11 protein-coding genes are annotated in these 14,039 nt (G+C 59.2%); 3 read left to right on the top strand and 8 right to left on the bottom strand.

The annotated features are described in order from the left end of the window. Positions 1 to 549: 549 nt before the first annotated feature. From rpoD to rpsU, 3 genes are all read right to left on the bottom strand, one after another. Positions 550 to 2,397: an RNA polymerase sigma factor RpoD gene (gene rpoD, locus N1078_RS15515; protein ID WP_274089060.1), complete on the bottom strand. Its 1,848-nt coding sequence runs from the start codon at positions 2,395 to 2,397 to the stop codon at positions 550 to 552. 67 nt (positions 2,398 to 2,464) lie between these two features. Next, complete coding sequence (dnaG, locus tag N1078_RS15510) at positions 2,465 to 4,450, bottom strand: DNA primase (protein WP_274089059.1); 1,986 nt, start codon at positions 4,448 to 4,450, stop codon at positions 2,465 to 2,467. 139 nt (positions 4,451 to 4,589) lie between these two features. Continuing rightward, positions 4,590 to 4,805, bottom strand: coding sequence for a 30S ribosomal protein S21 (gene rpsU, locus N1078_RS15505; protein WP_003290642.1), 216 nt, complete (start codon positions 4,803 to 4,805; stop codon positions 4,590 to 4,592). A 204-nt stretch (positions 4,806 to 5,009) separates the two neighbouring features. On the opposite strand from rpsU, the gene tsaD reads away from it, so the two are divergent. Then, positions 5,010 to 6,035 (top strand): tRNA (adenosine(37)-N6)-threonylcarbamoyltransferase complex transferase subunit TsaD, encoded by a 1,026-nt coding sequence (gene tsaD, locus N1078_RS15500; RefSeq protein WP_274089058.1) that lies wholly within the window; start codon positions 5,010 to 5,012, stop codon positions 6,033 to 6,035. A gap of 26 nt (positions 6,036 to 6,061) precedes the next feature. On the opposite strand, the gene plsY is transcribed toward tsaD, so the two are convergent. Further along, the gene (gene plsY, locus N1078_RS15495) at positions 6,062 to 6,631 is read right to left on the bottom strand and encodes a glycerol-3-phosphate 1-O-acyltransferase PlsY (protein WP_274089057.1); all 570 of its coding nucleotides are present in this window, start codon (positions 6,629 to 6,631) and stop codon (positions 6,062 to 6,064) included. Positions 6,632 to 6,704: 73 nt separating this feature from the next. Between plsY and folB the strand changes: the two genes are divergently transcribed. Both folB and folK read left to right on the top strand, forming a co-directional pair. Continuing rightward, positions 6,705 to 7,061 carry a dihydroneopterin aldolase gene (gene folB, locus N1078_RS15490; protein WP_274089056.1) on the top strand — a complete coding sequence of 119 codons (357 nt, stop codon included), beginning with the start codon at positions 6,705 to 6,707 and terminating at the stop codon, positions 7,059 to 7,061. Continuing rightward, positions 7,052 to 7,588 (top strand): 2-amino-4-hydroxy-6-hydroxymethyldihydropteridine diphosphokinase, encoded by a 537-nt coding sequence (gene folK / locus N1078_RS15485; RefSeq protein ID WP_274089055.1) that lies wholly within the window; start codon positions 7,052 to 7,054, stop codon positions 7,586 to 7,588. The genes folB and folK overlap by 10 nt, the downstream gene beginning before the upstream one ends. Here the strand turns inward: folK and N1078_RS15480 are convergent. From N1078_RS15480 to N1078_RS15465, 4 genes are all read right to left on the bottom strand, one after another. Further along, the gene (locus N1078_RS15480) at positions 7,585 to 8,829 is read right to left on the bottom strand and encodes a multifunctional CCA addition/repair protein (RefSeq protein WP_274089054.1); all 1,245 of its coding nucleotides are present in this window, start codon (positions 8,827 to 8,829) and stop codon (positions 7,585 to 7,587) included. The genes folK and N1078_RS15480 overlap by 4 nt on opposite strands. A gap of 143 nt (positions 8,830 to 8,972) precedes the next feature. Then, positions 8,973 to 10,541: a SpoVR family protein gene (locus N1078_RS15475; protein WP_274089053.1), complete on the bottom strand. Its 1,569-nt coding sequence runs from the start codon at positions 10,539 to 10,541 to the stop codon at positions 8,973 to 8,975. After that, positions 10,538 to 11,809 (bottom strand): YeaH/YhbH family protein, encoded by a 1,272-nt coding sequence (locus N1078_RS15470; RefSeq protein WP_274089052.1) that lies wholly within the window; start codon positions 11,807 to 11,809, stop codon positions 10,538 to 10,540. Before N1078_RS15470 ends, N1078_RS15475 begins: the two co-directional genes overlap by 4 nt. Before the next feature lie 96 nt (positions 11,810 to 11,905). Beyond that, positions 11,906 to 13,828 (bottom strand): PrkA family serine protein kinase, encoded by a 1,923-nt coding sequence (locus N1078_RS15465; protein WP_274089051.1) that lies wholly within the window; start codon positions 13,826 to 13,828, stop codon positions 11,906 to 11,908. Positions 13,829 to 14,039 lie beyond the last annotated feature (211 nt).

Here is a 14,039-nt window from a genome sequence, read left to right as displayed (position 1 = left end):
CTGGTAACAAAATCAGCAATCCGCCCTGGGTCAAATTTCAATCGGCAGGGTGGGTCAATTTTCCATCAGCGCCAACACGCTAGGTTACGCACGACTTCGCTGGGCTTGCAGCGTTTCTAGGCAACTCATAATCCTTTGGTCCACGGTTCGAGTCCGTGTGGGCCCACCATAGAAAACAAAGAGTTAGGCCAGCCTTCGAGCTGGCCTTTTTCTTTTCTGCGCTAAAAGGTTTTTGGGTCACTCTATTGCTCGTCACTGAAGCTGAATGCCGTTCCCGCACATACCTCCTCAGCGCCCACTCTGGTCGAGTTTCCTCTACCCCTGACTGAGGCCTTAGCGTTTGGCAGGCTTGTGATGCAGTCCCATTGGTGTGGTTGCGAGATCGCCATGTCTGTTTGGCTGCTATTAACGCCAGTCGCCAAGGAGGTCGACCGAAAGCGCGAGCTTGCGTTAGCTCGTGTGCTGGACGGCGAGGAGGGGTGTTGTGCTTAGGTGTTTGGAGTAGTTGCCCAGAATGCAAAACCCCCGGCAGGGCCGGGGGTTTTGGTGTTACTCGTCGAGGAAGGAGCGCAGGTGTTCGCTTCTCGTCGGGTGGCGCAGCTTACGCAGCGCCTTGGCTTCGATCTGACGAATCCGCTCACGCGTTACATCGAACTGTTTACCAACTTCCTCGAGGGTGTGGTCGGTATTCATGTCGATGCCGAAGCGCATGCGCAGTACTTTGGCTTCACGTGCGGTGAGGCCGGAGAGTACGTCGCGAGTCGCTTCTTTAAGGCTCTCTACGGTGGCAACATCGATTGGCGACTGCATGGTCGAGTCTTCGATGAAGTCGCCCAGATGCGAGTCTTCGTCGTCACCGATCGGGGTCTCCATGGAGATCGGCTCTTTAGCAATCTTCAATACCTTGCGGATCTTGTCCTCAGGCATTTCCATGCGTTCGCCCAGCTCTTCCGGGGTCGGTTCGCGACCCATTTCCTGCAACATCTGTCGGGAAATACGGTTGAGCTTGTTGATCGTCTCGATCATGTGCACCGGAATACGGATGGTGCGGGCCTGGTCGGCGATCGAGCGAGTGATCGCCTGACGGATCCACCAGGTAGCATAAGTCGAGAATTTGTAGCCGCGACGGTATTCGAACTTGTCTACCGCTTTCATCAAGCCGATGTTGCCTTCCTGGATCAAGTCGAGGAACTGCAGGCCACGATTGGTGTACTTCTTGGCAATCGAGATCACCAGGCGCAGGTTGGCTTCAACCATCTCTTTCTTCGCGCGGCGGGCCTTGGCCTCACCGATCGACATGCGACGGTTGATGTCCTTGATTTCAGCCAGGGTCAGCTCGCACTCGGCTTCCAAGGCAGAAAGCTTTTGCTGGCAGCGCTGGATGTCGCCTTGCAGGTTGCCGATGGCTTCTGCGTACTTGGCTTTGCCTTTGGCTAGGCCAGCGGCCCATTCCTGGTCAACTTCGTTGCCTGGGAAGAGCTTGAGGAAGTCCGCACGCGGCATCCGTGCATCACGAACGCAGAGCTGCATGATCGCGCGTTCTTGGGCGCGCAGGCGCTCAAGAGAGCTACGAACGCGTACAACCAGCGCTTCGTACTGCTTGGGTATCAGCTTGATTGGCATGAACAGCTCGGCCATTTCTTTCAGCGCGGCAATGCCTTGCTTGCTGTTGCGGCCATGCTTCTTCAGTACTTTCTTAGCGGCTTCAAGGGCTTCGCCAATCGCGGTGAAGCGGCGCAGAGCCTCTTCAGGGTCCGGACCACCGTCGCCTTCTTCTTCCTCTTCGTCACTGTCACTGTCATCACTGTCGTCGTCGCTGTCTTTGTCAGCGTCGCCGTCTGTGGTGGGGACAGGTGCGGCTGCTTCGGCCGGGGCGATACCATCGTCCGGGTCGATATAGCCGTTGAAGACTTCAACCAAACGGCCACCGTCGGTGGTGACACGGGTGTACTCGGCAAGAATGCTGTCGACAGTGCCGGGGAAATGGGCGATAGCGCCCATCACTTCACGGATGCCTTCCTCGATGCGTTTGGCGATTTCGATCTCGCCTTCGCGGGTCAGCAATTCTACGGTACCCATTTCACGCATATACATGCGTACCGGGTCCGTCGTGCGGCCGATATCCGTCTCAACCGCAGCCAACGCTGCAGCGGCTTCTTCAGCGGCTGCCTCGTCGGTGTCGGCGTCGGCCAGCATAAGAGAATCCTTATCTGGCGCAACCTCGAATACGTTGATCCCCATGTCGTTAATCATGCGGATGATGTCTTCCACCTGCTCCGGATCAGAAATATCTTCCGGCAGGTGGTCGTTGACCTCTGCGTAAGTCAGGTAACCCTGCTCACGACCCAGTGTGATCAACTCTTTGATACGAGACTGTTGTTGCGCTTTTCCGGACATAACACCCTATCCACTGAAGGTCTTGGCGGGCAAAAAACAAGCCGCGGATTATACCCGAGTAGTTCCCCTAAGCGCCAGTTGGGCTTGGGATTACTGGTGATGCATTACGGCTCAGCAAGTTGCGCAGCTGGTCTTTCTCTTCTGCGCTTAACTCACTTTGACGGGCTTTGCGCAGCAAATGTTCCAGGCTGCGCTCGCGTTGGCGGGCTACCAAACTAGTTATAGTGTCGAAAAACTGTTGTTCAAGGTTGTCGGCTGAAATTAGCCATTCCTTTTCTGCCAGGGCGCGTAACAGGCGGCCCTGTTCGGTGCCATGCCAGCGCGCGATCAGCTGCAGTGAGCGCAGGTTCGGGCTCTTCTGTAGTGCGCCCAGCAAGGCGACCAGCAATTGTGCGTAGGTGTCGTCTTCGGCGGCGAAGTGGCTGACATCTTCGACTTTTTGCGCCAGCTGCGGGTGATGCAGCAGGGTGCGCAGGGCGCTCAGGTGTGGCGACTCGACGCTGACTGCAGTGCGAGGCGCGCGCGGAGCAAACTCGCCTTGGCCCTTTTTGCTCCACTTGCCGCCATCTTTCTTCCAGTTGCCCTTACTGCCCTTGCCGTTGTTGCGCTCGAATTGTGGCGTCGGGCTGGGGTTTTCGTATTCGTTGCGGCTCGGCTCGACATCGTAATAGGCGCTGTCGGGGATGTCGGTGTAATCCGGGTAGTCGCTGGGCGGTGCGCTGCTGTGGCTGGGTTGGTTGTTGCGTGCGGCCGAAGCGGGTGGCGGTGTGGCGTCCGCAGAAAGGCCGGTGATCTCACTCAGGCGCTGGCGCATGAGGATGCGCAGGTTGTTGCCGGGGATCTTGTCGATCAGCGGTGCAGCCAGAGTCATCAGGTGCGCTTTACCTTCCAGTGAGCGCGGGTCAGCTTCTTCGCTGAGTTGCTGGAAGAAGTAGTCGGCCAGTGGCTGGGCGTGCTGGTTGATGCGGGCGCGAAAGGCGTCGGTGCCTTCGCTGCGCACGAGTGTGTCGGGGTCTTCGCCGTCGGGCAGGAACAGGAAGCGTGCGCGGCGGCCATCTTGCAGGCTCGACAGGGTGGCTTCCAAGGCGCGCCAGGCGGCATTGCGCCCTGCAGCGTCGCCGTCGAAGCAGAACAGTACGCTCGGTACGACGCGGAACAGGCGCTTGAGGTGTTCTTCGCTGGTGGCGGTGCCGAGGGTGGCGACGGCGTTACGCAGGCCTTGTTGGGCCAGGGCGATGACGTCCATGTAGCCTTCAACCACCATGATCTCGTCGAGGTCGCGGTTGTGCTTGCGCGCTTCAAACAGGCCGTAGAGCTCCTGGCCCTTGTGGAACACCGGGGTTTCCGGGGAGTTCAGGTACTTCGGTTTTTCGTCGCCCAATACGCGGCCGCCGAAGGCGATCACTCGGCCACGGCTGTCGCGAATGGGGAACATGATGCGGTCGCGAAAGCGGTCGTAGCGCTTGCCGCTTTCGGCGTTCTCGATCAGCAGGCCAGCGTCGATCATCGCCTTTTGCTGCAGGCTATCGCTGGCTAAGTGCTTGAGCAGGTTGTCCCAGCCGGGCGGCGCGAAACCCATGCCGAAGTCGCGGGCGATTTCGCCGGAGAGGCCGCGGCCTTTCAGGTAGTCGATTGCCGCTTTGCGCTGCGGGTGGTTTTTCAGGGCCTGTTTATAGAACTCGGCGGCAGCCGTCAGCAGCGGGTAAAGCGGTGAGTCGGTGGGCTGGCGTGGCTTGTTATTGCGTCCGCCTTCCTCGCGTGGCACTTCCATGCCGGCGCGCTTGGCCAGGTCCTCGATGGCCTGGGGAAAGTCCAGCTGGTCGTGGTCCATGACAAAGCCCAAGGCGTTGCCACCGGCGCCGCAGCCAAAGCAGTAGTAGAACTGTTTATCCGGGCTGACGCTGAACGAGGGGGTCTTTTCTTTGTGGAACGGGCAGCAGGCGGTGTAGTTCTTGCCGGCTTTTTTCAGTTGGACGCGCGAGGCCACCACGTCGACGATGTCGGTGCGGTTGAGCAGATCATCGATAAAGGACTGTGGGATCAGGCCGGCCATAGGCGCTCAGAATACTGTTATGCGCCGAGGCAGAACAGGTAGGGGCAAAAACTAAAAGACTCCGTCGTCGCCCGAAGGTTACGCGGAGTCTAAAAGCGAAACCCGGCCGAAGCCGGGTATCAGGCGCTGCTTGTACTGATTAGTACAGGCGAACGCTGCGGCGCTGCTCGCGCTGCACTTTCTTGGCGTGACGCTTAACAGCAGCAGCTGCTTTGCGCTTACGCTCTGCAGTTGGCTTTTCATAGAATTCACGGCTGCGAACTTCAGCCAGAACACCGGCTTTTTCACAGGAGCGCTTGAAACGACGCAGAGCTACGTCGAAGGGTTCATTCTCTTTAACTTTGACGGCTGGCATCCAGGGCGTACCTTCTTTATTACCGGTGGTAACGTTACTCCTGGCAGATGACGCTGGAGAACGTAGTTTTTAAGGGTTGCGGATGTTACCGCCTCATCGCGAGGAATGCAAAGCCTCTAATCGAAAAGCGCTGGCCGGCGTGCGGTAGCCGCCCTTATCATGCGCGCCTTCGAAGTTGCACACTCTACTACAAAGGCACTGCCCATGCTGGTTCTGGGATTGGAAACCTCTTGCGACGAAACCGGTGTCGCGCTCTATGACAGCAAGCGGGGGCTGCTGGCCGACGCGTTGTTCAGCCAGATTGACCTGCACCGCGTGTATGGCGGTGTGGTGCCGGAGCTGGCGTCGCGTGATCACGTCAAACGCATGCTGCCGTTGATTCGCCAAGTACTCGATGAGGCCGGCAAGGTTGCGTCTGATATTGACGCGATTGCTTACACGGCGGGTCCCGGCCTGGTCGGCGCGCTCCTGGTGGGGGCCTCTTGTGCGCAGGCGTTAGCGTTCGCCTGGGATATTCCGGCGCTCGGTGTGCACCATATGGAAGGCCATTTGCTGGCGCCGATGCTGGAAGAGCAACCGCCGGCGTTTCCGTTCGTCGCTTTGTTGGTGTCCGGTGGTCATACCCAACTGGTGCGCGTCGATGGCATCGGCCAATACCAGTTGCTGGGCGAGTCGCTTGACGATGCGGCCGGTGAGGCGTTCGACAAGACGGCCAAGCTGATGGGGCTGCAATACCCAGGTGGGCCGGAGATTGCCCGCTTAGCGCTGAGCGGCACGCCAGGGCGCTTCAAGTTTCCGCGGCCGATGACCGATCGCCCGGGGCTGGAATTCAGTTTCAGCGGCCTGAAAACCTTCACCCTGAATACGTGGCAGCAATGCCAGGCGGCGGGTGATAACTCCGAGCAGACCCGCTGCGACATCGCCTTGGCATTTCAGCAGGCGGTGGTCGACACCCTCACGATCAAGTGCAAACGCGCCCTCAAGCAAACCGGGTTGAATAATCTGGTGATCGCCGGCGGTGTGAGTGCCAACCGTGCGTTGCGCGAGTCGCTGGAGAAAATGCTCGGCGAGTTGAAGGGCGAGGTGTTCTACGCCCGCCCGGCATTCTGCACCGATAACGGTGCGATGATCGCCTATGCCGGCTGCCAGCGTTTGCTGGCGGGGCAGCACGAAGATTTGAGCATCAAGGTGCAGGCGCGCTGGCCGATGGAGCAGCTGCCTGCGCTGTAAATGCTGGCTGGGCTCGGTTGGCCGATTTAGAAATGCCGCTCACGGCCGGCGAACAGATCGCGTAAATTGCCGCGATGTCGCCAGACGATCAGCCCCGTCAGTACACAGACGGGGAGCAGGGCTGCCGGTTGTTGCCAAGCTAAAAGTGGCAAAGTCAGCGGCGTGGCAATCAGTGCAGCCAGTGAGCTGGTACGGGTGAGAATAAAGGTAAGCAACCAGGCGGTAATCGCCAGTAATGCTGCCGGTGGGTAAAGGCCCAGTAGCATGCCTGCGGCTGTGGCGACGCCTTTGCCACCATGGAAGTTGAAGTACAACGGGTACAGGTGGCCGATAACGGCGGCCAAGCCGATCCAGGCTTGCTGCTGCAGGTTGAAGCCGAGCAGGCTGGCGATCACAACCGGTAGCAGGCCTTTGAGCAGGTCGCCGAGCAGCGTCAGGACGGCCAGGCGTTTGCCGGCTAGCCTGAACATATTGGTTGCACCGGGGTTGCCCGAACCACTGGCGCGCGGGTCCGGCCCGCCGGCCAGGCGGCTGAGCAGAATGGCGAAGGACAACGAGCCGAGCAGGTAGGCGAGGGTCGCCAGCAGCCAAAACATGGTATCCATTCCGGGCAAGGGAGCCCTGATTCTAACTAGGTGCGACAGCCTTGTCGTGCCGCGGAGAGCGTGCTTGGACACAGTTTTTATCGAGGGTCTGGAAGTCGACACAGTTATTGGCGCCTACGACTGGGAGCGGACCATTCGTCAGTGTTTGCGCTTGGACCTGTACCTGGGCTGGGATAACCGTCCCGCTGCGGCCGGTGATGAATTGGAAAAAGCGTTGGATTACGCCTGTGTGTCACAGCGTATCCAGGCGTTTGCCAGCGAGTCGCAATTCATCCTGGTGGAAACCTTTGCCGAGCGCCTGGTGCAGGTGCTGATGAGCGAATTCCACATCCCGTGGGTGCGCCTCAAGCTGACCAAGCCCGGTGCGGTGCCCGCAGCCAGCGGTGGTGTCGGCGTGGAGATCGAGCGCGGATGTCGCTAACACGGGTTTTATTGGGGCTGGGCAGCAATATCGAGCGCGAAATGCACTTGCATGCCGGCCTCGAAGCCTTGGCGGAGCTGTTGCGCGATATGCGTTGCTCGCCAGTATTCGAGAGCCAGGCGGTTGGCATCAAGAGCGGACCGTTCTTCAATCTTGTGGTGGCTGGTTATAGCGAGCTGTCGCTGGCGGACCTGGATCGGCGGCTGAAGTTTATCGAAGCCGACAACGGCCGCTACGCGCCTGAGCGCAAAGGCTTGCCGCTGGATATCGATGTTTTGCTGTATGGCGACTTAGTCGGCAATTACGACGGCCTGATTCTGCCGCGTGCGGAAATCTTGAGGAATGCCTTTGTGCTCTGGCCCCTGTCGTTGCTGGTGCCGGATGTGTTGCACCCCGGGCAGCAGCGCAGCTTTGCCGAGCTCTGGCAGGGCGCGCAGATTGAGCAGCAGTTGTGGCCGGTGGCATTCAGCTGGCGTGGCCAGCCGTTAACCCCGGCGCCGTTGCTTGAGGCTTACCCCGCCGCCTAGTGCTGCGATGGCGACGCGCTGTAGTCGGCTTTGAATGCAGTCAGTGCATTCAGCCGCTCGCGATTTAACGCCTCACCCAACTCAGCCCCCTTGAACCCTTGCGCCAACAGAGGTTGCACCGCTACCGCTCGGGCTGCCTGCATAGCCGCGCGCAGGTAGTCGGCCTGCGGGTAGGGGCGTTGCTCTAGGCCTAGGCGCCCGCGGGCGTCCATTTCGCAGGCCGCGATAAACTCTTCAAAGCGTTGCGGGCGGCGGAATACATCGAAGCCCTGCAGCAGCTTCAGCAGCGTCGACGCCTTCAGCTCCAGGGCGCGATGACCGTGAGTGTGGAATTCACCGACCTGCAGGGCCAGCTCTTGGCAATCCTTGGGGGCTTTGCAGCGTTGGTTGATCGCGCGGATCAGCTTCAAGCCTTTGACCTCATGGGCGATATGCCGCGGCCATTCAGTTTCAGGCGTCAGGCCCTTGCCGACATCGTGCAGCAAGCACGCCCAGCGTACGGTAAGCGGCTGCTGGTGTTCGGCGCATTGGCGCAGCACGCTCAGCACATGCTCGCCGGTGTCGATTTCCGGGTGATGGGCTGCGGGCTGCGGGATGCCGAACAGTGTGTCGACTTCGGGCAGCAGGACCTGCAAGGCGCCGCAGTCGCGCAGCACTTGGATAAACACATCTGGGCGCGGCTCCATCAGGGCGCGGGATATTTCCTTCCAGCTGCGCTCGGGCGTCAGCGCGCTTAGCTCGCCGGACTCGCTCAGTTCACGCATCAGCGCCAGGGTTTCTGCCGCGACCGTAAAGCCCAGTGGGGCGTAGCGGGCTGCAAAGCGGGCCACACGCAGCACGCGCAAGGGGTCTTCGGCGAAGGCCGGGGATACATGGCGCAGCAGCCTGGCGTCGAGGTCGCGCTGGCCGCCATAGGGGTCGATCAGCTTGCCTTGGTCATCTTCGGCCATGGCGTTTACCGTGAGGTCGCGGCGGATCAGGTCTTCTTCCAGTGTCACGTCCGGGCTGGCGAAGAAGGTGAAACCGCCGTAGCCACGCCCGCTTTTGCGCTCGGTGCGGGCCAGAGCGTATTCTTCGCCGGTCTGCGGGTGTAGAAATACCGGAAAGTCTGCGCCTACCGGGCGGTAGCCCAATTCGAGCATTTGTTCGGCGCTGGCACCGACCACCACCCAATCGATTTCACTGATGTCTCTGTTGAGCAGGCGATCACGCACTGCACCGCCCACTTTAAAAATCTGCATGACAAATCCTCCGTTGTGCAAAGCATAACGGCTGGATGGTGCGGCTGTCTGGTTGGCGCCTTGGCCGGGCACTGGGCGTACGCTCAGTGTGCCGGCCGGCTGCGGCGCTTAGGTGGGGGCGCCGGATAAAGCGGTGCCAATGCTCAAATGGGCGGAATCATCAGGTCGAGGCGCGGGTAGTCGCTGCCTTGTGCCGTTTCATGCTGCGGCGGTACGTGCTGGGTGCCGATCAGTTGATCGCCTTGGTACATCTCCAGATGAATATTGAAACCCCACAGGCGGTGCAGGTGCTTCAACACTTCCTCGGTGGAGTTGCCCAGTGGTTTGCGGTCGTGCTGTTGGTGGCGCAGGGTCAATGAGCGGTCACCACGGCGGTCGATGCTCCAGATCTGTACGTTGGGCTCGCGGTTACCCAGGTTGTACTGCGCGGCCAGGGTTTCACGAATCTGCTGATAGCCGGGTTCGTCATGGATCGCTGGGACATACAGTTCGTCTTTCTGGTCGTCATCGAGAATGCTGAACAGCTTGAGATCGCGGATGACCTTGGGCGACAGGTACTGCAGGATGAAACTCTCATCCTTGAAGCTGGTCATGGCGAATTTCAGGGTGCTTAGCCAGTCGCTGCCGGCGATCTCCGGGAACCAGCGCTGATCCTCTTCGGTGGGCGACTCGCAGATTCGGCGGATGTCGCGATACATGGCAAAGCCCAGGGCGTAGGGGTTGATGCCGCTGTAGTAGGGGCTGTCAAACGGCGGCTGGTAGACCACGCTGGTGTGCGACTGCAGAAACTCCATCATAAAACCTTCGGTCACCAGGCCTTCGTCGTACAGGTCGTTCATCAGGGTGTAGTGCCAGAAGGTCGCCCAGCCTTCGTTCATCACCTGGGTCTGGCGCTGTGGGTAAAAGTACTGGGCGATCTTGCGCACGATGCGGATGATCTCGCGCTGCCAGGGCTCGAGCAGCGGGGCGTGCTTCTCCAGGAAGTAGAGGATGTTTTCCTGCGGCTCGGCAGGGAAGCGTTTGTCGTCCTTTTCGCCGCCTTTGCTGGCGCTTTTCGGGATGGTGCGCCAGAGGTCGTTGATCTGCTTTTGCAGGTGCTCTTCGCGGTCCTTCATGCGCCGCCGTTCTTCTTCGGCGGAAATCGGGTAGGGGCGTTTGTAGCGGTCGACGCCGTAGTTCATCAGGGCGTGGCAGGAGTCGAGCAGGTCCTCCACTGCGTCGATGCCATGGCGTTCTTCGCACTGCATGATGTACTGCTTGGCGAAGACCAGGTAGTCGATGATCGAGCTGGCATCGGTCCAGGTGCGGAACAGGTAGTTGCCCTTGAAGAAGCTGTTGTGGCCGTAACAGGCGTGGGCAATCACCAAGGCCTGCATGCAGATGGTGTTCTCTTCCATCAGGTAGGCGATGCACGGGTCGGAGTTGATCACGATTTCGTAAGCCAGGCCCATCTGCCCACGCTTGTAGCCTTTCTCGGTGCTGAGGAAATGTTTGCCATAGGACCAGTGGTGATAGCCCAGCGGCATACCGACCGAGGCGTAGGCGTCCATCATTTGCTCGGCAGTGATTACCTCGATTTGATTGGGGTAGGTGTCCAGTGCGTAACGCTCTGCCAGGCGGCCGATTTCGCGGTCGTATTGGCGAATGAGGTCGAAGGTCCACTCTGAACCCGTGGAGATCGGTTGGCGTCGTTTATCTTGGGCATGGGTCATGTGGCAAGCCTCCGCTGAAACAGGTCGCGGAATACCGGGTAGATATCACCTGCAGAAACCAGCTGCTGTTGAGCAAAGGTATCGGCAAATGCCTCGCTGACCTGCTCGTACTCGAACCACAGCGCTTGGTGCTCGCGCGGGGTGATCTCTACATAGGTGAAGTACTGCACAAGCGGCATGATCTGATTGATCAGCAGGTCCCGGCATACGGGGGAGTCGTCATTCCAGTTATCGCCATCCGACGCCTGGGCAGCGTAGATATTCCATTCGTTGATTGGGTAACGCTCGGTCATGACCTCGTGCATGAGCTTGAGTGCACTGGAGACGATGGTGCCGCCGGTTTCCCGCGAATAGAAAAACTCCTCCTCGTCGACTTCCTTGGCGCTGGTGTGGTGGCGGATAAACACCACGTCGATTTTTTCGTAGTTCCGCTTAAGGAACAGGTACAGCAGGATAAAGAAGCGCTTGGCGATGTCTTTGGTCGATTGGGTCATCGAACCGGAGACGTCCATCAAACAGAACATCACTGCCTTCGAGCTGGGGTTGGGCTGTTTGACCAGCAGGTTGTACTTGAGGTCGAAGGTGTCGAGAAACGGCACACGCTTGATCCGGGCGCGCAGTTTGCTGATGTCCTCTTCAAGCGCCTGGATATCACCCAAGTTGTCCGGCTGCTCCAGCTTCAAGCGTTCCAGTTCGGCCTGGGCGGCTTTGAGTTTGTTGCGGCTACTGCCGGACAGGGCAATACGCCGGGCGTGGGCCGAACGCAGGGTGCGGACGATATTGATGCGTGATGGGTTGCCTTCGTTGCTGATGCCGGCGCGTACGCTTTTGAAGGTGTCGCTGCCCGTCAGATGGCGCTTGATCAGGTTGGGCAACTCCAGGTCTTCAAACATAAAGTCGAGAAACTCTTCCTGGGTGATCTGGAAGACGAACTCATCCATGCCTTCGCCGGAGTTGCTCGCCTTACCGGCGCCTTGGCCGCCGCCACCGCCTTGCGGGCGGGCAATCTTCTCGCCGGTGGTAAATTCGCGGTTGCCGGGGTGCACGGTGGTCTGACGGCCACCGCGGCCGTGATGCAGTACCGGCTCGTCGATGTCGCGACCGGGGATGCTGATTTGTTCGCCGTGCTCCATGTCGGTAATGGAACGGCGGCTGACCGCCTCTTCCACGGCCTTCTTGATATGGTCACGGTAACGCCGCAGGAAGCGCTGGCGGTTCACCGTGCTCTTGTTCTTGCCGTTCAGGCGTCGGTCGATCACATGGCTCATCACTGCCCTCCGTGCACTGCAGGTATCAAGTGCCGTCGTTGCAGAACCATATAGTTGCGTGCTCTGCAGCGCCGGCAGCTGAAGCGTCAGGCCGTTTTATTGCGATTTACGAACCCGTAGATACCACTCAGACAGCAGGCGCACCTGCTTGTCGGTGTAGCCGCGCTCGACCATGCGAGTGACGAAGTCGTTGTGTTTCTGTTGGTCCTCCTTGCTCGCCTTGGCGTTGAAGCTGATGACCGGCAGCAGGTCTTCGGTGTTGGAGAACATCTTCTTCTCGATCACCACGCGCAGTTTCTCGTAGCTGAGCCAGGTCGGATTCTTGCCATTGTTGTTGGCGCGGGCGCGCAATACGAAGTTGACGATCTCGTTGCGGAAGTCCTTGGGGTTGCTGATGCCTGCAGGTTTTTCGATCTTCTCCAGTTCTTCGTTGAGGGCCACGCGGTTGAGGATTTCGCCGGTTTCCGGGTCGCGGTATTCCTGGTCCTGAATCCAGAAGTCGGCGTACAGCACGTAGCGGTCGAAGATGTTCTGCCCGTACTCGCTGTAAGACTCCAGGTAAGCGGTCTGGATTTCCTTGCCGATAAATTCGATGTAACGCGGCGCCAGGTATTCCTTGATAAAGCGCAGGTAGCGCTCGCGGGTTTCTGCCGGGAACTGTTCCTGCTCGATCTGCTGCTCCAGCACGTAGAGCAGATGCACCGGATTGGCGGCGATCTCGTGGGGGTCGAAGTTAAATACCTTGGAGAGAATTTTGAAGGCAAAGCGGGTCGACAGGCCGTTCATGCCCTCGTCGACGCCGGCGGTGTCGCGGTACTCCTGAATCGACTTGGCTTTGGGGTCGGTGTCTTTGAGGTTCTCACCGTCATACACGCGCATTTTCGAGTAGACGTTGGAGTTTTCCGGCTCTTTCAGGCGGCTGAGTACGGTGAACTGCGCGAGCATCTTCAGCGTATCCGGCGCACAGTGGGCATTGGCCAGAGAGCTGTTGAACAGCAATTTGTCATAGATTTTGATCTCGTCAGTCACGCGCAGGCAGTACGGCACTTTGACAATGTAGATGCGGTCGATGAACGCCTCGTTGTTTTTGTTATTACGGAAGCTGTGCCATTCCGATTCGTTGGAGTGCGCCAGCAGAATGCCGCTGTAAGGAATCGCGCCGAGGCCTTCAGTACTGTTGTAGTTGCCTTCCTGAGTCGCAGTGAGCAGTGGGTGCAGCACCTTGATCGGCGCCTTGAACATCTCGACGAACTCCATCAGGCCCTGGTTGGCCCGGCACAGTGCGCCTGAGTAGCTGTAGGCGTCGGCATCGTTCTGCGGAAACTCTTCCAGCTTGCGGATATCCACCTTGCCGACTAGGGCGGAGATGTCCTGGTTGTTCTCGTCGCCTGGCTCGGTCTTGGCCACGGCGATCTGGTTGAGGATCGAAGGGTAGAGTTTGACCACGCGGAACTGGCTGATATCGCCGCCGAACTCCTGCAGGCGTTTAGTTGCCCAGGGCGACATGATGCTGCCCAGGTAGCGCCGCGGAATGCCGTAATCCTCCTCGAGAATCCCGCCATCTTCGGCGTCACTGAACAGGCCAAGTGGCGACTCGAATACGGGCGAGCCCTTGATTGCGTAGAACGGCACTTTTTCGATCAGGTGCTTGAGCTTTTCTGCCAGGGACGATTTACCGCCGCCCACCGGGCCAAGCAAATAGAGAATCTGTTTCTTCTCTTCCAGGCCCTGAGCGGCATGGCGGAAGTAGGAGACGATCTGGTCGATGCACTCTTCCATCCCGTGGAAGTCGGCAAAGGCCGGATAGCGGCGGATCACCTTGTTGGAGAAGATGCGCGACAGCCGTGGATCGGTTGAGGTGTCGAGCAGTTCAGGTTCGCCAATGGCCAGCAGCAGGCGCTCGGCTGCTGAGGCATAGGCGCTACGATCTTGCTTGCACAGTTCGAGGTACTCCTGGAGGGAGAGTTCCTCCTGGCGAGTCGCTTCGAAACGTTGTTGGAAGTGGCTGAAAATGCTCATGACTTCACCTCGCTCGATGCGCAGAGCCGGTGCGGGGTCGGTCAGATGCTGGGTCGCCCCCGGTGCGGATGCAGCCGGGATAAATCCCCCCAGATCACCTAAAAGTCATACCGATGGCCCGATGCCGTTTGGCCGGCTCTACCTTGTTTTGGATGGCCTGAGCTAAAGGATAGTTCGGAATCGGCAGGGGCAAGGGGCGCGCAACGATAAC

It is taken from the genome of Pseudomonas sp. MIL19 (genome assembly GCF_028680365.1).
Lineage (GTDB): Bacteria > Pseudomonadota > Gammaproteobacteria > Pseudomonadales > Pseudomonadaceae > Aquipseudomonas > Aquipseudomonas spirodelae.
The sequence above is the reverse complement of the archived record's forward strand: the minus strand, read 5'-3'. Positions and strand labels throughout refer to the sequence as shown.

What these genes read in the sequence shown, in the direction of transcription:
- rpoD (WP_274089060.1), bottom strand. Translation starts at nt 2,397, where the DNA reads ATGTCCGGAAAAGCGCAACAACAGTCTCGTATCAAAGAGTTGATCACA.
- dnaG (WP_274089059.1), bottom strand. Translation starts at nt 4,450, where the DNA reads ATGGCCGGCCTGATCCCACAGTCCTTTATCGATGATCTGCTCAACCGC.
- rpsU (WP_003290642.1), bottom strand. Translation starts at nt 4,805, where the DNA reads ATGCCAGCCGTCAAAGTTAAAGAGAATGAACCCTTCGACGTAGCTCTG.
- tsaD (WP_274089058.1), top strand. Translation starts at nt 5,010, where the DNA reads ATGCTGGTTCTGGGATTGGAAACCTCTTGCGACGAAACCGGTGTCGCG.
- plsY (WP_274089057.1), bottom strand. Translation starts at nt 6,631, where the DNA reads ATGTTTTGGCTGCTGGCGACCCTCGCCTACCTGCTCGGCTCGTTGTCC.
- folK (WP_274089055.1), top strand. Translation starts at nt 7,052, where the DNA reads ATGTCGCTAACACGGGTTTTATTGGGGCTGGGCAGCAATATCGAGCGC.
- N1078_RS15480 (WP_274089054.1), bottom strand. Translation starts at nt 8,829, where the DNA reads ATGCAGATTTTTAAAGTGGGCGGTGCAGTGCGTGATCGCCTGCTCAAC.
- N1078_RS15475 (WP_274089053.1), bottom strand. Translation starts at nt 10,541, where the DNA reads ATGACCCATGCCCAAGATAAACGACGCCAACCGATCTCCACGGGTTCA.
- N1078_RS15470 (WP_274089052.1), bottom strand. Translation starts at nt 11,809, where the DNA reads ATGAGCCATGTGATCGACCGACGCCTGAACGGCAAGAACAAGAGCACG.
- N1078_RS15465 (WP_274089051.1), bottom strand. Translation starts at nt 13,828, where the DNA reads ATGAGCATTTTCAGCCACTTCCAACAACGTTTCGAAGCGACTCGCCAG.